The sequence below is a fragment of the Pseudomonas sp. LP_7_YM genome, from assembly GCF_004364435.1.
Classification (GTDB): Bacteria; Pseudomonadota; Gammaproteobacteria; order Pseudomonadales; family Pseudomonadaceae; genus Aquipseudomonas.
The window spans coordinates 45,898-61,625 of sequence record NZ_SOCT01000013.1; the positions used below are offsets into that span (position 1 = coordinate 45,898).

Here is a 15,728-nt window from a genome sequence, read left to right on the forward strand (position 1 = left end):
ATGCAAAAACGAAGGAGCTGTAGATGTTCATCAGAAACATGCGTATTGGAATCAGGGCTGGCCTGGGTTTCGGGCTGGTTGGAGTGTTGCTGGCGTCGTTCGGCGTATTCAGCCTGGGTAAGATGGCCGCATTGCGCACCAGCGCCGAAGTGATCGAACAAACCTGGATGCCAAAGATCGAGGCCATACATGACGCCGCAGATAACGTCATGACCATCCGCATCGAGGCCTTGCGCCTGATCGCCAACAGCGATGCCGCCAGCCACCGGAAAAGCCAGGCCGTGATCGCCGAGGAGCGCGCCAATTGGGGCAGGCATTTCAGCGACTACAAACGGCTCAGCGATTCTGCGCAGGAGCTGGCGCTACTCAATGATGTCCAGGGCGTGTTTGACACGTATCAACGCGTACTCGATCAGGTCGCTGCCCACATCGACGCCGGTCAGACCGAACAGGCCAATACGCTGCTCAATACGCAACTGGCCCCCATCGGCGGCAAACTTGATTCTGCGCTGAAGTCCATGATCCAGCTCAATCAGAAAGGCGCCGACACCGCCGCCAAAGACGCCGCCAGCCTGTATGACAGGTCGCAAACCATCCTGGCCTCAGCCATCGTTCTCTCCCTGCTCCTGAGCCTATGGCTTGCCTGGGCACTGACACGCAGCATCGTCAGCCGATCAGCGAGGCTCTGGAGGTGGCGCAAACCATTGCCGGCGGCAATCTCACCGCCTCCTTTGAGCATCAGGGCAACGATGAACCCGCGCAGCTGCTGACAGCCTTGTCGGCCATGCAACAAAACCTGCGCTCGACCATTCGCGGCATCAGCGAATCATCGCAGCAACTGGCATCGGCGGCCGAAGAAATGACCTCGGTGATGGAACAAAGCACGCGCAGCCTTCAGGCGCAGAACGACGAAATCGAGCTGGCCGCAACCGCCGTGACGCAGATGAGCACAGCGGTGGACGAAGTGGCGAACAACGCAGTGGCAACCTCAGAGGCATCAAAAGCTTCCGATGCCGACAGCCAGCATGGGCAACGGCAAGTGAGCGAAACCATCGAGTCGATCCAGGGGCTGGTGGGCGAAGTGATGAATGCATCCACCCAGGCACAGGGGCTGGCGGGTCAGTCGCAGGACATCAGCAAGGTGCTGGAAGTGATTCGCGGCATCGCCGGGCAGACCAACCTGCTGGCGCTCAACGCGGCCATCGAAGCGGCGCGTGCCGGTGAGGCAGGCCGCGGGTTTGCGGTGGTCGCTGATGAAGTACGCTCACTGGCGCAGCGCACTCAGGATTCAACCCGGGAAATCGAGGAAATGATCAGCGGCATCCAGACCGGTACCCAAGATACGGTCGACGCCATGCAGAACAGCACCAGTCAGGCCGAACAGACGCTGCAACGGGCGAGCAACGCAGGCCAGGCACTGCAAAAGATCACCGCCGCGATCTCGCAGATCAACCAGCGCAACCTGGTGATCGCCAGCGCCGCCGAGCAGCAGTCGCTGGTGGCGCGGGAGGTGGATCGCAGCCTGGTAAACATTCGCGACCTGTCGACCCAGACTGCGGCGGGCGCCACGCAAACCTCCGCCGCCAGCCAGGAGCTGTCGCGACTGGCAGTGGATTTGAATGGGTTGGTGACGCGGTTTGTCTTGTAGCTCAAGCAACGCGCCCTCGTGCAGGAGCCGGCTGTCGGCTCCTGCGCGGTTAGCGTCCAGCGCTAGAAGTGGCGATGCCTCCTACTTCACCTTCCTGAACACAAACACCAGTCCCACCACAATCAGTACCATGCCCAGCATGCTCAGCAGTGCCAGGCGATTGCCGAAGATCAGGTAATCCATGATCGCCGTCACCGCTGGCACCAGATAGAACAGGCTGGTGACATTGACCAGATTGCCCTGAGCGATCAGCCGATACAGCAGGAAGGTCGCCAGCACCGACACGACCAGGGCCATGTACAGGACCGGCACATAGAAGCCGACGCTGTGCTCGAAGTGAAACGGCTGGAAAGGCACAAACACCGCGCAGACAAGCGTACCGGCTAAGTACTGGACCGGCAGTGTACCGAGCGGGTTATCGGTGATGCGTTTCTGCATGATCGAGCCGCCGGTCATGCTCAACATGCCCAGCACGCCGAACAGCATTCCGGCCAACGAGCCGCCGTCTCCAATGCCTTGAAACACCACCAGCACCAAGCCTGCCAGCCCCATGCCCAAGCCAAATGTGCGTGACCACGAGCGGCTGCGTTCGACCAATACCGCGGTGAGGATGGGCTGCACCCCCATGATGGTCGCCATCACGCCGGGCGCGACCTTCATGTCCAGCGCCAGCAGGTAGCAGATCTGGTAAGCGCCAAGCAGCACCGCGCCGGTCATCAGGGCGTAGCGCATCGATTGGCGCGTGACGGGAAGTGTGTAGCCAAGAGCGGGGATCAGAATCGCCAACGCCATCAGCGACAGCAAAAATCGGAACAACAGAAATGCGAAAGGCGATGCGTGGGTCAGGCCCCACTTGGAGACAATCGCCCCGCTGCTCCAGAGCAGCACGAACAGCGTAGTCGTGGCCATAGAGGCCAGCGTTTTCTTAGCAAACATGGATATCACCTGTGATTCAGACAAAATCGGACCCGGCGTAAACCGGATTCACTGATGTTTTGTTGGCGGCTTGCAGGCGTGATTCGACAGCATCAGAGCCGTCAATCAGCCCAGCACAACCAAGGCTGGCGGCGAGACAACGCACGCAACCGGGCCGGTCACAGGAGAGGGAGGTGGATAGCGCGTGATGTAGAAAGCCTGCTGGCACCCGCACGGCTCGCCCACAGCAAATGCTGCAGTCCTGAACACGAATGGCGAATGGGAAGCAGGCATGCGCTGGTCTTCTTCGAAATGGGGAGGGATGTTTCGACTTGTTTCAAAACACCGGCGCTGAATATAACCAGCGCGCGGTGCAGGACGCAACGTCTAGTGATCAGCCGAACAGCCAGTAGCCCAGCAAAGCCAGCACGATGACTGCCAGTACCGGACGCAGGATGCGATAGGCCTTGGGGTTGGCGCGTTTGAACTGTTTGACCTTGCCGCTGATGCCGTTACTGAACCGCTTGCTGTAGGCATAGGCCTGATTGATCCCGCCGACGCGTTCGTCATCGGTATTCTGCGGCGCAGTGGCGCGGCCGAGGAAAGCGCTGACGCTGCGGTTGACCGACGTCATGAAGCGGTTGCTCAACGGACGCTCGATGTCACAGAACAGGATCACGCGAGTGACGTCGGTTTCGTTCTTGACCCAGTGCACGTAGGTCTCGTCGAACATCACGTCTTCACCGTCGCGCCAGGCGTAGACCTTGCCATCGACGAAGATCCGGCAATCGTCGGAGTTGGGTGTCGACAGGCCCAGGTGGTAACGCAACGAACCGGCGAAAGGATCGCGGTGCGGGTTGAGGTGACTGCCACCGGGCAACAGGGCAAACATCGCGCCCTTGACGTTGGGAATACGGCTGACCAGCTCGACCGTCTTCGGGCACAGTGTTTCGGCGGACGGCAGCGGTTTGTCGTACCACTTCAGGTAAAACCGCTTCCAGCCTTTTTTGAAGAACGAACCGAAACCGGCGTCGTTATCCTTGGCGGCGGCGCGAATGTACCCCTCATCAAAGAGGTGCATGGCCTCGTCGCGAATGGTCTCCCAGTTGTCGCGCAACACATCGAGTTCAGGGAACTTGCTGCGATCCAGATAAGGTCTGGATGGCACGCTGGAGAACAGGTACATCAAGGCGTTGTACGGAGCAAACAATGCGGAGTGGTTCACGAACTGGCGCAGCACCGGCAGACGCGCCTTGCCGCGCAGATGCACGTACAGCGTGCTGCCGATGAACAGCAGCAGAATCGCCGCTTTGGCAGCGAAAGAAAAGGTCATGAAGCTCTCCTTGGAACAGTGTCGTTGCGCCGTCAACGGCGACATCCGTTGAACGCTTGGTCTGCGCACCGCCAGCGTCTAAACGAAGGCGGGTATCAGCACAGGCGACCGTCGCTATGGGGCAGTCTAAATGGCTGCACAACCCTGTCGCTTGACCTGGAGCAGGTGCACGAAAGGTTCTGAATGGCGGCCATCATAAGCCTTCGTCGCCCAGGTAAAAAGCCGAAGACTTCGCCAATACGACTATTGGGCCAGTTCTTGTTCCGTGAACAGGTCGCTGAACAGCATGCTCGACAGGTAGCGCTCGCCAGAGTCGGGCAGGATCACGACGATGGTCTTGCCCTGCATTTCCGGCTTTTCTGCCAGACGCACGGCTGCCTGCATCGCCGCGCCGCAGGAAATGCCACAGAGAATCCCCTCTTCCTGCATCAGGCGCAGCGCCATCGCCTTGGCTTCTTCATCGCTGACCAACTCGACCTTGTCGATGATCGACAGATCAAGATTCTTCGGGATGAAGCCTGCGCCAATCCCCTGGATCTTGTGCGGGCTGGGGGTGATTTCCTCGCCCGCCAAAGCCTGGGTGATGATCGGCGAGATCATCGGTTCCACGGCCACCGAGGTGATCGGCTTGCCCATGGTGTGCTTGATGTAGCGCGATACGCCGGTGATGGTGCCGCCCGTGCCGACGCCTGCTACCAACACGTCAATTGCGCCGTCGGTGTCGTTCCAGATTTCCGGACCGGTGGTCTTTTCGTGAATCGCCGGGTTGGCCGGGTTTTCGAACTGCCCGGGCATGAAGTACTTGCCTGGATCGCTGGCCACCAGTTCTTCAGCCTTGGCGATTGCGCCTTTCATGCCCTTGGCAGGCTCGGTCAGTTCCAGTTCGGCACCCAGCGCCTTGAGCACCTTGCGCCGCTCGATGCTCATGGACGCGGGCATGGTCAGCACCAATTTATAGCCACGGGCTGCGGCAACGAAAGCCAGACCGATACCGGTATTGCCGGAGGTCGGCTCGACGATGGTCATGCCGGGCTTGAGTGCGCCCCTGCTCTCGGCGTCCCAGATCATGTTCGCGCCGATACGGCATTTGACCGAATACCCCGGATTACGCCCTTCGATCTTGGCCAGAATCGTGACCCCGCGCGGCGCGATTCGGTTGATCTGCACCAGCGGCGTATTGCCGATGGAATGGGCGTTGTCTGCGTAAATACGGCTCATGACCGGGTCCTCGTGCAGGTGGGGAAAAACGCAAAGCCTATGCCTTGGGTGCATATTGAGTCCAGTCATGCGAACGGACGGCGGCGTCGGTAGTCAACAAACGTAGGAAAACCGGAGAGTACCGCCATGAAACGTCGCTATAGCTGGCCACTGTGGACAGTCCTGGGACTGGTTGTGTTGTTGATTGCCTTGCACATCGCGCTGCCCTACGTGGTGCGTAACTACCTCAACGAAAAACTCGCCGACATGGGCGACTATCGGGGACAAGTGACGGATGTCGATCTGGCATTGTGGCGCGGCGCTTACAAGATCAATGGCCTGAACATCGTCAAGGTCGACGGCAAGGTCCCGGTGCCGCTGCTCAAGGTGCCGGTGATCGATATAGCTGTCAGCTGGCATTCGCTCTGGTACGACCATGCGGTGGTGGCAAAGGTCGCGTTCGTCAGCCCCGAACTTAATTTCGTCGATGGCGGCGCAAACAAACAACAATCGCAGACCGGTGCCGGCACTGACTGGCGCGCACAGTTGAACAAGCTACTGCCGATTACGCTTAACGAGGTCCGGATCGACGACGGCAAAATCACGTTCAGCAACTTCACCTCCACGCCCAAGGTGAAAATCGAGGCCGACAAGGTCAATGCCAGCCTTTATAACCTGACCAACGTCGTCGACACCGCTGGCAAGCGCGACGCGCGGTTCGAGGGCAAGGCCATGCTATTGGGGCATGCACCACTGGAAACCAACGCCACGTTCGACCCGTTCAGCAACTTTGAAGACTTCGATTTCAAACTGCGGGTCACCGGCCTGCAGTTAAAACGCATGAACGATTTCGCCTCGGCCTACGGCAAGTTCGACTTCAACGCAGGCAACGGCGACCTCATCATCGAAGCCCAGGCCAATAAAGGTCAGCTCAGTGGTTACATCAAACCCCTGCTGCGCGACGTGGATATCTTCAACTGGCAGCAGGACGTCGAGAATCAGAACAAGGGCTTCTTCCGCTCGGTCTGGGAAGCCATCGTCGGCGGCAGCCAGACCCTCTTGAAGAATCAGAGCAAGAACCAGTTCGCCACCCGCGTGGAACTCAGCGGCAGTGTTCACAAGCAGGACATCAGTGCCTTTCAGGCGTTTCTGCAGATTCTGCGCAACGCTTTCGTTCAGGCATTCAATACGCGGTATGACAGTGGCAAAAGCGAGGCGAAGTGACGGACTGGCAATCCGTCTTGCCCTCTGACTCAACGCCATAAACAGGGCGGTGTTCTGCACCAAGAATGCCGCCCTGCCCTTGACTCTGCAGCGAGTCCCAACCGATACACGCCAAGGCGCAACGTGCGCGGCGTCGCTTCTCGGGCATTGCTGTAACGAGTGATGCTGCGGGTGCTGACTCCGAGCGCTTCAGCCGCCAATACCAGGGGCAATCCGGTCCGCGCGCGCCAGCCGATGAAGCTGCGGGTGGTCTCATCCGTCGCCGCCCCTGCACTGTATTGGATTGCATGCTGCGCAATACATAGCCAATTTGGCTATACAGAAATCAGCGTTACAATTTTCTCTGCGGTCAAATCGCGACCCGCCATTGAGCGACTGAATAAAGCGTGTGCGTTCACAGCCGAGCAGCGTGCGCGTTATAGTCGCTGCATTCTTTTCGGCGTCCGGCCCGTGGTCCGCACGCCCTGTTCGAGGATTTTTCGATGAAGTTCGAAGGCACCCGCGCCTACGTCGCCACTGACGACCTGAAGCTTGCCGTCAACGCCGCCATCACGCTTGAGCGCCCACTGCTGGTCAAGGGCGAGCCGGGCACAGGCAAAACCATGCTCGCCGAACAACTGGCCGAATCCTTTGGCGCGAAGTTGATCACCTGGCATATCAAGTCGACCACTAAAGCGCATCAGGGGCTGTACGAATACGATGCGGTCAGCCGTCTGCGTGATTCACAAATGGGTGTCGACAAGGTCCACGACATACGCAATTACCTGAAGAAAGGAAAGCTCTGGGAGGCTTTTGAATCCGAGGAGCGAGTGATTCTGCTGATCGATGAAATCGACAAGGCCGATATCGAGTTTCCCAACGACCTGTTGCAGGAACTCGACAAGATGGAGTTCTACGTTTACGAGACCGACGAGACGATCAAGGCCAAAAAGCGCCCGATCATCATCATTACCTCAAACAACGAAAAAGAACTGCCAGATGCCTTCCTGCGTCGCTGCTTCTTTCACTACATCGCCTTCCCGGATCGCAGTACGCTGCAGCAGATCGTCGATATGCACTACCCGGACATCAAGAAGGATCTGGTCAGCGAAGCATTGGACGTGTTCTTCGACGTGCGCAAGGTGCCGGGCCTGAAGAAAAAACCTTCGACCTCCGAGCTGGTGGACTGGCTGAAACTGCTCATGGCCGACAACATTAGTGAAGCGGTACTGCGCGAACGCGATCCGACCAAGGCCATTCCGCCGCTGGCCGGGGCGCTGGTCAAGAACGAACAGGACGTCCAGCTGTTGGAGCGTCTGGCGTTCATGAGCCGTCGCGGTAATCGATAAGGGCGTTTGCCATGCTGCTTAACCTGTTCAATGAAATGCGCGCAGCCAAAGTGCCGGTCTCGGTGCGCGAGCTGCTAGACCTGATCAATGCCTTGAAGCAGCGCGTCACCTTCGCCGACATGGACGAGTTTTATTACTTGTCGCGCACGATTCTGGTCAAGGACGAGCGCCACTTCGACAAATTCGACCGGGCCTTCGGCGCCTATTTCAACGGGCTGGAAAAGCTCGACGATCATTTGCAGGCGCTGATCCCCGAAGACTGGCTGCGCAAGGAATTTGAGCGTTCGTTGACCGACGAGGAGCGTGCGCAGATTCAGTCCCTAGGCGGTCTGGACAAACTCATCGAAGCATTCAAAAAGCGTCTGGAAGAACAGAAAGAACGCCACGCCGGTGGCAACAAGTGGATCGGCACCGGCGGCACCAGCCCGTTCGGTTCCGGCGGATATAACCCTGAAGGTATTCGCGTCGGCGACGCAGGCAAGCGCCAGGGCAAGGCGGCCAAGGTCTGGGAGCAGCGCGAGTACAAGAACCTCGATGATCAGGTCGAGCTTGGCACGCGCAATATAAAAGTCGCGCTGCGCAGGCTGCGCAAATTTGCCCGCCAAGGCGCCGCTGACGAGCTGGACATCGATAGCACCATCGACCACACCGCCCGCGATGCCGGCCTGCTGAATATCCAGATGCGCCCGGAGCGACGCAACACGATCAAGCTATTGCTGCTGTTCGACATCGGCGGCTCGATGGATGCCCACGTAAAAATCTGCGAAGAGTTGTTCTCGGCCTGCAAGACCGAGTTCAAGCACATGGAGTATTTCTATTTCCATAACTTCATCTACGAATCGGTGTGGAAGAACAACCTGCGCCGCACCTCCGAACGCACCAGCACCCAGGATCTGCTGCACAAATACGGCGCCGACTACAAAGTGATCTTCATCGGCGACGCCGCCATGGCGCCTTATGAAATCACCCAACCCGGCGGCAGCGTCGAGCACTGGAACGAAGAAGCAGGCTACGTCTGGATGCACCGGTTCATGGCCAAGTTCAAGAAGATCATCTGGATCAACCCCTATCCCAAGGACGCCTGGGCCTACACCACCTCGACCAACATCGTGCGCGATCTGATCGAAGATCAGATGTATCCGCTGACGTTGCGCGGGCTGGAAGAAGGGATGCGGTATTTGGCGAAGTGATGCTGAGACTGCAGGAACGCGGTGTGTCAGCCACGAAGATATTGACTGACCTCACCGCGTTCGCTGCCGTCGTAACCTGCGACGTCTTGTGCACGTTTCACGTCGATCTGCAGCTTCAGACCTGAAACCGCTTTACAAACCGGACCTGCTCTCGGCGCGCCACTTCCTGCACCACCGCCCTCACGCGCACCACAGTCCCCGGCAGTTTCTGCGCCAGTCGTGCCAGGGACAGCGGGGTCAAAGCGCCCAGCCTTGGGTAGCCGCCAATGGTCTGCCGGTCGTTGAGCAGAATGATGGGCTGGCCGTCGGGTGGAACCTGAATTGCGCCCAGTGGGATGCCTTCGGAGATCATCGGTCTGCCCTGGTAGACCAGTTCCGGCCCCATCAGACGCATGCCCATGCGATCAGCGCGGCTGTCGAGTGTCCAGTCGCTGTTGAAGGCGTCGAACAGACTCGTCCCACTGAACTGGCCGATCTGCGCGCCGAGCACGACGTCCAGAGGCCGCTGATCGTTCAAGTCGGGGGTCAGATGATCGGCAAGCACTTGCAGCTCAAATGAGGTACCCGAGTAGTTCAGTTGATCACCTTCGCGCAGCGCCTTGCCGGAGCCGTCCAGCCCCCCCAGCCCTTCTCTGCCGACTGTGGCGCAGCTGCCCAGTACCTCGAGTGCATCGAAACCGCCAGGCGCTGCGAGGTAGGCCCGCGCGCCGGAAATCGGCTGGATGAAGCGCAGTTGCTGGCCCTTGCGCAGAAAAAAGCTGCGCCACGGTGTAATCGGGCGCTCGTCGAGCAAGGCGCCGAGGTCCGCGCCGGCCAGGGCTAGGCAGCAGTCCTCTTCGGCAATCAGGGTCAGGCCACCCAGCGTCACTTCGATCACTGCAGCATGCGGCGGGTTGTTCAGCAGTTTGTTGGCCCAGGCCATGGATACCCAATCCAGCGCGCCGCCTTGGGTCACGCCCAGATGACGCACGCCGAAGCGGCCGGCGTCCTGCAGTTGGCACAACGGCGTACTGTGTTTAACCGTCAGCGCACTCATAGCAGCGCTTCCAGCGGGGTATCGTCGCCGCCCAGACGAATGAATTCGTCGTGATCGATGGCCGCGAAACGCACCATATCGCCGGGCTGCATGAGGCTGTAGCCATCAATTTCACGATCAAACAGCATGGCCGGGGTGCGGCCGAGGATATTCCAGCCGCCGGGCGATTCCAGCGGGTAGGCGGCGGTCTGCCGTTCGGCGATGCCCACGCTCCCCGCCGCGACCCGTTTGCGCGGGGTCTTGATGCGTGGCGCGGCGAGGGCGTCTTCAACCAATCCCATAAACGCGAAGCCCGGCGCGAAACCCAAGGCGAACACCTGATACTCGCGCTGGCTGTGACGCTTGATCACTTCGCCCACCGGCAACCCGCTGCGCTCGGACAGTAACCTCAGTTCGGGCCCGACGCTGAGGTCGTACCAGACTGGCAACACGTGCTGCCTGCCGCCGCTTGCGGCGCCGGGCGACAGGTCGTGCAACACGTTGACGATGATTTCACGGGCCTGCTGCGGATCCAGCGCTATCAGGTCGTAATGCACCATCAAGGTGGTGTAGGACGGCACCAGATCAATCAGATGCGCGCCAAAGCCCTCGTGCAGGCGCAGGCTGGCGGCGAGCATCCACGGCATGTTGGCCTCATCTATGGCGTCGAACAGGCGCACCATCAGGCAGTCGATTGCGACGACTTCGATACGCGGATTCATGAACCGGACGTCTTGCTCAAGGCCTCGCGTATGCGCTGCACCGCCGCGATGGAACTGGCGTTGTCACCGTGCACGCAGAGTGTATCGACCTTCAGCAGCAGTTCGCTGCCGTCGCTGGCGATCAGGGCTTGCCCGCGGGATAAGGTAAGGGCCTGACCAACGATCAGCTCCGGGTCATGATGCACCGCGCCTGGCAAAGTCCGTGAAACCAGCCGGCCAACACTGTCATAGGCCCGGTCGGCAAAGGCTTCGAACCACAGCGTGACGCTGAACTCATCGGCGATGGCCTGCGCTACGCTGTTGTCGCGCATCGACAGCAACATCAGCGGCAATTGCGGGCTGTAGCGTGCGATACCCTCGATCACCGCACGCAGCTGGGCGGGATTGGCCATCATGTCGTTGTACATCGCGCCATGAGGTTTGACATAGCTGACGCGCCCGCCCTGGGCACGACAGACGCCATCGAGCGCGCCAATCTGATAATGCAGCAGGTCCTGGATTTCCTGCGTCGTGCACGCCATGGAGCGACGTCCGAACCCGACCAGATCGGGGTATGCCGGGTGCGCGCCGAGGGTGACGTTGTGACTCAACGCCAAGGCCACCGTCTTGCGCATGACACTGGGGTCTCCGGCGTGAAAGCCGCAGGCGATGTTGGCGCAATCGATGTAAGGCATGACTTCGGCGTCGAGCCCCATGGTCCAGGCGCCGTAGCTTTCGCCAATATCGCAATTCAATAACAGGCGGCCCAAGGCTTGTCTCCTGTGCGGATGAAGGTGAAGGACACGCTGAGTGTACGCCTGCAACGCTTGTCTTTGCAGCGCTGGCACCGCTGTCGTCTGCTGGAAGAAATCCGCCCCGGAATTCATCGCTGCACGGACCTCGCGCCCAGGCGCGCAGCCATTTTCTGTGGGGGAATTCACTGGCGATGCGCTTGATCAACCCTGCATTTATGTCGCTTGCACTGGCTGCTTGCGTATGAATCGCTCCCACAGAATTGCTGTCAGGACCCCGACAACGGCACCCTTAACGCGAGTCGCGATTGACCGGACGCACGTGATGCCGCCCCACGAACACCCAGTCGATAAACAGGACGAAGCTTTCGATTACCAGCGAGAACAGCAACGCGCAAATCAGGCCCCAGCCGATGACTTGCGGTGACAGGAGCACCTGCCAGGTGTAGCCGTTCCATGTCTCATTGCGGATGTCTGGATCGGCAGCAGTCAGCACGTGCCAGGCCCGCGTATACCAAGGACCTTGCAGCGCCTGCCATTCACGATCCAGCATTTGCGTGCGGCTCAGCAGATTGCTGATGTTGTTGGCGTCGGTGCGAAAAACCGGGTCATCGCTGCTGCGGTAATGCTGGATCAGCGCCTGCACATCGCCATTGAAGAAGCGCTGGGCCGTGTCGCTGTAGCCGCGCAGATTCTGCTGCGCTTCCATCAGATGCGCCTCGACGCGCTTGCCGTAATCGCTGATGAAGCCGGGAATCTGCACGCCGATCAACAGGCCTGCCGTGAATAACACCAGTCGCACATAGCTTCGCAGCATAGATCCCTCTCTGTCAGGTTCGGCCTTCGGCCACGCATTCGCCACGACGCCAGAGGCTCCAGTGCCCCGGCTCGTAGCGATTCCAGGTTTCATCTTCGGTCAAGGGCTCGGTGGCGATGACAGTGACCACATCGTTGGGCGTCGTCTCTGCCTGGAAGTCGACGATCATGTCGACATCCTTGAGCCGCGCCGGCCCGAACGGCGCTCGCCGGGTGATGTGCACCAACTTGGTGGAGCAGAAACAGAACAGCCAGTCCCCATCGCTGAGCAGGCCGTTGAACACGCCTTTGCTTCGATATTCGCTGCAGGCCTGAACCAGCGTCGGTAGCAACCGCTCGATCTCGACAGGCTCGGGAAACCCCTCGCGCACCCGGTTCAACAGGTCGCAGAATGCAGCCTCGCTGTCCGTATCGCCGACCGGCCGATAGAACGTGACGCTGGGGTGAAAATCCGCCAGTTGGCCGTTATGCGCGAAGCACCAGTTACGGCCCCACAGCTCGCGGACAAAAGGATGGGTATTGGACAGGCACACCCTGCCGACGTTGGCCTGACGAATATGGCCGATGACGACTTCACTCTTTATCGGGTATCGCTGTACCAGTTGCGCGACCTCGGACTCGCTGCTGGCGGCCGGGTCCTGAAACAGCCGCAACCCGCGTCCTTCGTAAAAGCCGATGCCCCAACCATCACGGTGAGGCCCGGTTCGACCGCCCCGCTGCATGAGCCCGGTAAAGCTGAAGACGATGTCGGTCGGTACGTTGGCACTCATGCCCAGAAGTTCACACATGCTCGGCGCTCGATGGATTCAACAGCATGTTGGCCTGGTGCAGGCCGGTCACAGCTTGGGCTCGACCCGGTAACGACCGCCTGGCGCTGAGTTTATGCCCTTGGCGGGCTCGGCGGACGTGCTGGCGTAGCGGTCGGCATCTTGCGACGCGAAGGGTTGGTCATCTTCCTTCTGCTCGGCGGCAGCGTGTGCGGCAGCGGCTTCGGCATGGGCCTGACGAGCCTTTTTCTTGCGCAAAAACGGCAGCCGGATCAGCGCAAAAATGAAGTACAGCCCCAAGGCGACTGCGCCATAGGTGGACAGGTCGAGCGCCGCGCGCCAGACGTTGTTGCCGACCTTGAGGCCGAGATCCAGGGCGCTGATGGCCAGGGCCGGGGCGTATTTTTCTTTCACCGGATCGATGACGGTCGGGCAGAACAGCAGGACCGCACCGATGACCCGCAGCGGTTCGCGCAGGTAGCGCCACATCCAGCCGGTCAGCTTGAACCACACCAACAGACAGCCCAACGCAGCAAATGCGTAAAGGCCCCAGGCAATCAGATAGTCGTTGTCGGTCATGACGTCCGTGGTAAGGCAGGTAGAGAGGCGCTTATGATAACGACTTTTCGCAAGCCCGGCTTCCCCGGCTTCAGTTATCGGTCCGCGACGCCACGTGCAGGCGTCACCTGAGCGGCCCGCTTCACTTTTGAGAGAGCCCAGCATGCCTTTTTCCGACATTGATTCCCGCGCACCGCTTGCCCGCAAGGCTGACGGCGCCGATCCGTATGCCTGGCTGCAGCATCGCGACGCCGATGAGGTGCTCGATTACCTCAAGGCGGAAAACGACTATCAGGAGCGTCAACTCAACGATCAACAGGCCCTGCGCGAAACCCTGTTTCAGGAAATAAAGGGGCGCATCCTTGAAACCGACCTGTCGCTGCCCTCGCCATGGGGGCCGTACCTGTATTACACCCGCACGACCGAAGGCGACGAATACGCCCGCCACTATCGTTGCCCGCGCCCTGCCGACGATTCGCAGACGATCGACGAGCGCGCCGAAGAGCTACTCCTGGATCCAAACGCGCTGGCCAATGGTAGCTTCTTTTCACTTGGCGCTTTCAGCATCAGCCCTGACCATCAGCGTCTGGCGTACAGCTTGGACACCAGCGGCGAAGAGGTTTATCAGCTGCATGTCAAGGAACTGAGCACAGGCGACGTCACCACGTTGCCGTTCGAAGACTGCGATGGCAGCATGACCTGGGCCAATGACAGCCGGACTCTGTTCTTCGGCGAACTGGACGACACCCATCGCCCATACAGGCTTTATCGACACCTCCTGGGCGAGGACTCGGCGCAATTGGTCTTCGAAGAGCCGGACGGACGGTTCTTCCTGCATTGCTATCGCTCCAGCTCCGAGCGCCAACTGGTGCTGGCCCTGGACAGCAAGACCACCAGCGAAAGCTGGGTGCTGGACGCCGGTAAACCCGAGCAAGCGTTCGTGTGCATGGCGCCACGCAGCGAAGGCCACGAATACTCGGTGGACCATGGCCTGATCGACGGTAGCTGGAGCTGGCTGATTCGCAGCAACCAGGCCGGTATCAACTTCGCCCTGTTCCAGGCTGTCGAGCAAACCGGCGGTGTGCCTGAGCGCAAGGACTGGCAAACACTGATTCTGCACAGCGATACGGTCATGCTCGACGGCTTCAGTCTTAACGCCAAGGGTCTGACCTTGAGCTTGCGTGAAGGCGGCCTGCCGATCGTCGAGGTACACCCTCAGGGTTTGCCGGCTTATCGTGTGCAATTGCCGGATGCGGCCTACAACCTGTATGTGCAGGACACCCTTGAATTCGACAGCGACAAGATTCGCCTGCGTTATCAATCGCTGAATCGTCCGCCACAGGTGCGTCAATTGACCCTGGCGACCGCAGAGCAAGTGGTGCTCAAGGAAACCCCGGTGCTGGGCGTATTCGACGCCGAAGTCTATGTCAGTCAGCGCCTGTGGGCGACCGCCGCTGATGGCACCCAGGTACCGATCAGCCTTGTGGTAAAGCGTGAACTGGCAGGTCAGCCAGTGCCGTTGTACCTCTACGGATATGGCGCCTACGGTGAAAGTCTCGACCCGTGGTTCTCCCACGCACGGCTCAGTCTGCTTGATCGCGGAATCGCCTTTGCCATCGCTCACGTGCGCGGCGGCGGCGAGTTGGGCGAAGCCTGGTATCGCAGTGGCAAGCAGGAGCACAAACAGAACACGTTCAGTGATTTCATTGCCTGCGCCGAACATCTGATTGCGGAAAAACTCACCACGGCTGAAAAACTGGTGATCAGCGGCGGCAGCGCCGGCGGGCTGTTGATCGGTGCCGTCGTTAACCAGCGCCCTGAGCTGTTCAAGGCGGCCATTGCCGAGGTGCCGTTCGTCGACGTGCTCAACACCATGCTCGACCCGGAGCTGCCACTGACCGTCACCGAATACGACGAATGGGGCAATCCGCAGGAACCGGAGGTCTACGCTCGCATCAAGGCTTATGCACCGTACGAGAACGTCATCGCTCAAGCCTACCCGGCGATGCTGGTGATTGCCGGCTACAACGACAGCCGCGTGCAGTATTGGGAGGCGGCCAAGTGGGTAGCGAAATTGCGCGATACCAAAACCGACGACAACCTGCTGCTGCTCAAGACCGAACTGGGTGCCGGGCACGGCGGAATGAGCGGTCGTTATCAGGGATTGCGTGACGTGGCGCTCGAATACGGTTTTATCTTCAAGGTATTGCAACTGGCCTGAGGAACTCCCTCCCGGCGCTTTGTCATATCAGACGGCATCCGGACGTTGTACGGTCCGGGCCTG

15 protein-coding genes and 1 pseudogene are annotated in these 15,728 nt (G+C 59.8%); 6 read left to right on the forward strand and 10 right to left on the reverse strand.

Annotation, left to right across the window (positions count from 1 at the left end; all coding sequences use genetic code 11):
• The first annotated feature begins 23 nt into the window (after positions 1–23).
• Complete coding sequence (locus EC915_RS25725) at positions 24–770, forward strand: MCP four helix bundle domain-containing protein (protein WP_372237939.1); 747 nt, start codon at positions 24–26, stop codon at positions 768–770.
• 173 nt (positions 771–943) lie between these two features.
• The gene (locus EC915_RS25730) at positions 944–1,648 is read left to right on the forward strand and encodes a methyl-accepting chemotaxis protein (protein ID WP_372237942.1); all 705 of its coding nucleotides are present in this window, start codon (positions 944–946) and stop codon (positions 1,646–1,648) included.
• 81 nt (positions 1,649–1,729) lie between these two features.
• On the opposite strand, the gene EC915_RS21555 is transcribed toward EC915_RS25730, so the two are convergent.
• The 3 genes from EC915_RS21555 to cysK all read right to left on the reverse strand — a co-directional run bounded on the left by EC915_RS21555 (position 1,730) and on the right by cysK (position 5,114).
• Positions 1,730–2,584, reverse strand: coding sequence for a DMT family transporter (locus EC915_RS21555; RefSeq protein ID WP_372237940.1), 855 nt, complete (start codon positions 2,582–2,584; stop codon positions 1,730–1,732).
• Positions 2,585–2,957: 373 nt separating this feature from the next.
• A complete protein-coding gene (locus EC915_RS21560) occupies positions 2,958–3,896 on the reverse strand; it encodes an aspartyl/asparaginyl beta-hydroxylase domain-containing protein (RefSeq protein ID WP_133752535.1) in 939 nt (312 codons plus the stop codon).
• 243 nt (positions 3,897–4,139) lie between these two features.
• Complete coding sequence (gene cysK, locus EC915_RS21565) at positions 4,140–5,114, reverse strand: cysteine synthase A (protein ID WP_133752536.1); 975 nt, start codon at positions 5,112–5,114, stop codon at positions 4,140–4,142.
• Between the two features lie 126 nt (positions 5,115–5,240).
• Between cysK and EC915_RS21570 the strand changes: the two genes are divergently transcribed.
• A complete protein-coding gene (locus EC915_RS21570; RefSeq protein ID WP_133752537.1) occupies positions 5,241–6,317 on the forward strand; it encodes a DUF748 domain-containing protein in 1,077 nt (358 codons plus the stop codon).
• Here EC915_RS21570 and EC915_RS21575 read toward each other — a convergent pair.
• A pseudogene (locus EC915_RS21575) lies at positions 6,277–6,589 on the reverse strand (hypothetical protein); the annotation flags it as partial. The gene EC915_RS21570 and the pseudogene EC915_RS21575 overlap by 41 nt on opposite strands.
• A gap of 210 nt (positions 6,590–6,799) precedes the next feature.
• Here EC915_RS21575 and EC915_RS21580 point away from each other — a divergent pair.
• Entirely contained in the window at positions 6,800–7,645 is an 846-nt protein-coding gene (locus EC915_RS21580) for a MoxR family ATPase (protein WP_133752538.1), read from the forward strand.
• 11 nt (positions 7,646–7,656) lie between these two features.
• The gene (locus EC915_RS21585) at positions 7,657–8,835 is read left to right on the forward strand and encodes a VWA domain-containing protein (RefSeq protein ID WP_133752539.1); all 1,179 of its coding nucleotides are present in this window, start codon (positions 7,657–7,659) and stop codon (positions 8,833–8,835) included.
• 115 nt (positions 8,836–8,950) lie between these two features.
• Here EC915_RS21585 and EC915_RS21590 read toward each other — a convergent pair whose 3' ends face one another.
• From EC915_RS21590 to EC915_RS21615, 6 genes are all read right to left on the reverse strand, one after another.
• Entirely contained in the window at positions 8,951–9,871 is a 921-nt protein-coding gene (locus tag EC915_RS21590; protein WP_133752540.1) for a biotin-dependent carboxyltransferase family protein, read from the reverse strand.
• Complete coding sequence (locus tag EC915_RS21595; protein WP_133752541.1) at positions 9,868–10,572, reverse strand: allophanate hydrolase subunit 1; 705 nt, start codon at positions 10,570–10,572, stop codon at positions 9,868–9,870. Before EC915_RS21595 ends, EC915_RS21590 begins: the two co-directional genes overlap by 4 nt.
• Positions 10,569–11,321 carry a 5-oxoprolinase subunit PxpA gene (locus EC915_RS21600; protein WP_133752542.1) on the reverse strand — a complete coding sequence of 251 codons (753 nt, stop codon included), beginning with the start codon at positions 11,319–11,321 and terminating at the stop codon, positions 10,569–10,571. Before EC915_RS21600 ends, EC915_RS21595 begins: the two co-directional genes overlap by 4 nt.
• A gap of 274 nt (positions 11,322–11,595) precedes the next feature.
• Complete coding sequence (locus EC915_RS21605; RefSeq protein ID WP_133752543.1) at positions 11,596–12,120, reverse strand: DUF2937 family protein; 525 nt, start codon at positions 12,118–12,120, stop codon at positions 11,596–11,598.
• A gap of 13 nt (positions 12,121–12,133) precedes the next feature.
• Positions 12,134–12,907 (reverse strand): class II glutamine amidotransferase, encoded by a 774-nt coding sequence (locus EC915_RS21610; protein ID WP_133752544.1) that lies wholly within the window; start codon positions 12,905–12,907, stop codon positions 12,134–12,136.
• A gap of 48 nt (positions 12,908–12,955) precedes the next feature.
• A complete protein-coding gene (locus EC915_RS21615; RefSeq protein ID WP_256658803.1) occupies positions 12,956–13,465 on the reverse strand; it encodes an MFS transporter in 510 nt (169 codons plus the stop codon).
• 142 nt (positions 13,466–13,607) lie between these two features.
• Here EC915_RS21615 and EC915_RS21620 point away from each other — a divergent pair, with 142 nt between their 5' ends.
• Complete coding sequence (locus tag EC915_RS21620) at positions 13,608–15,665, forward strand: S9 family peptidase (RefSeq protein ID WP_133752545.1); 2,058 nt, start codon at positions 13,608–13,610, stop codon at positions 15,663–15,665.
• The last annotated feature ends 63 nt before the right edge of the window (positions 15,666–15,728 follow it).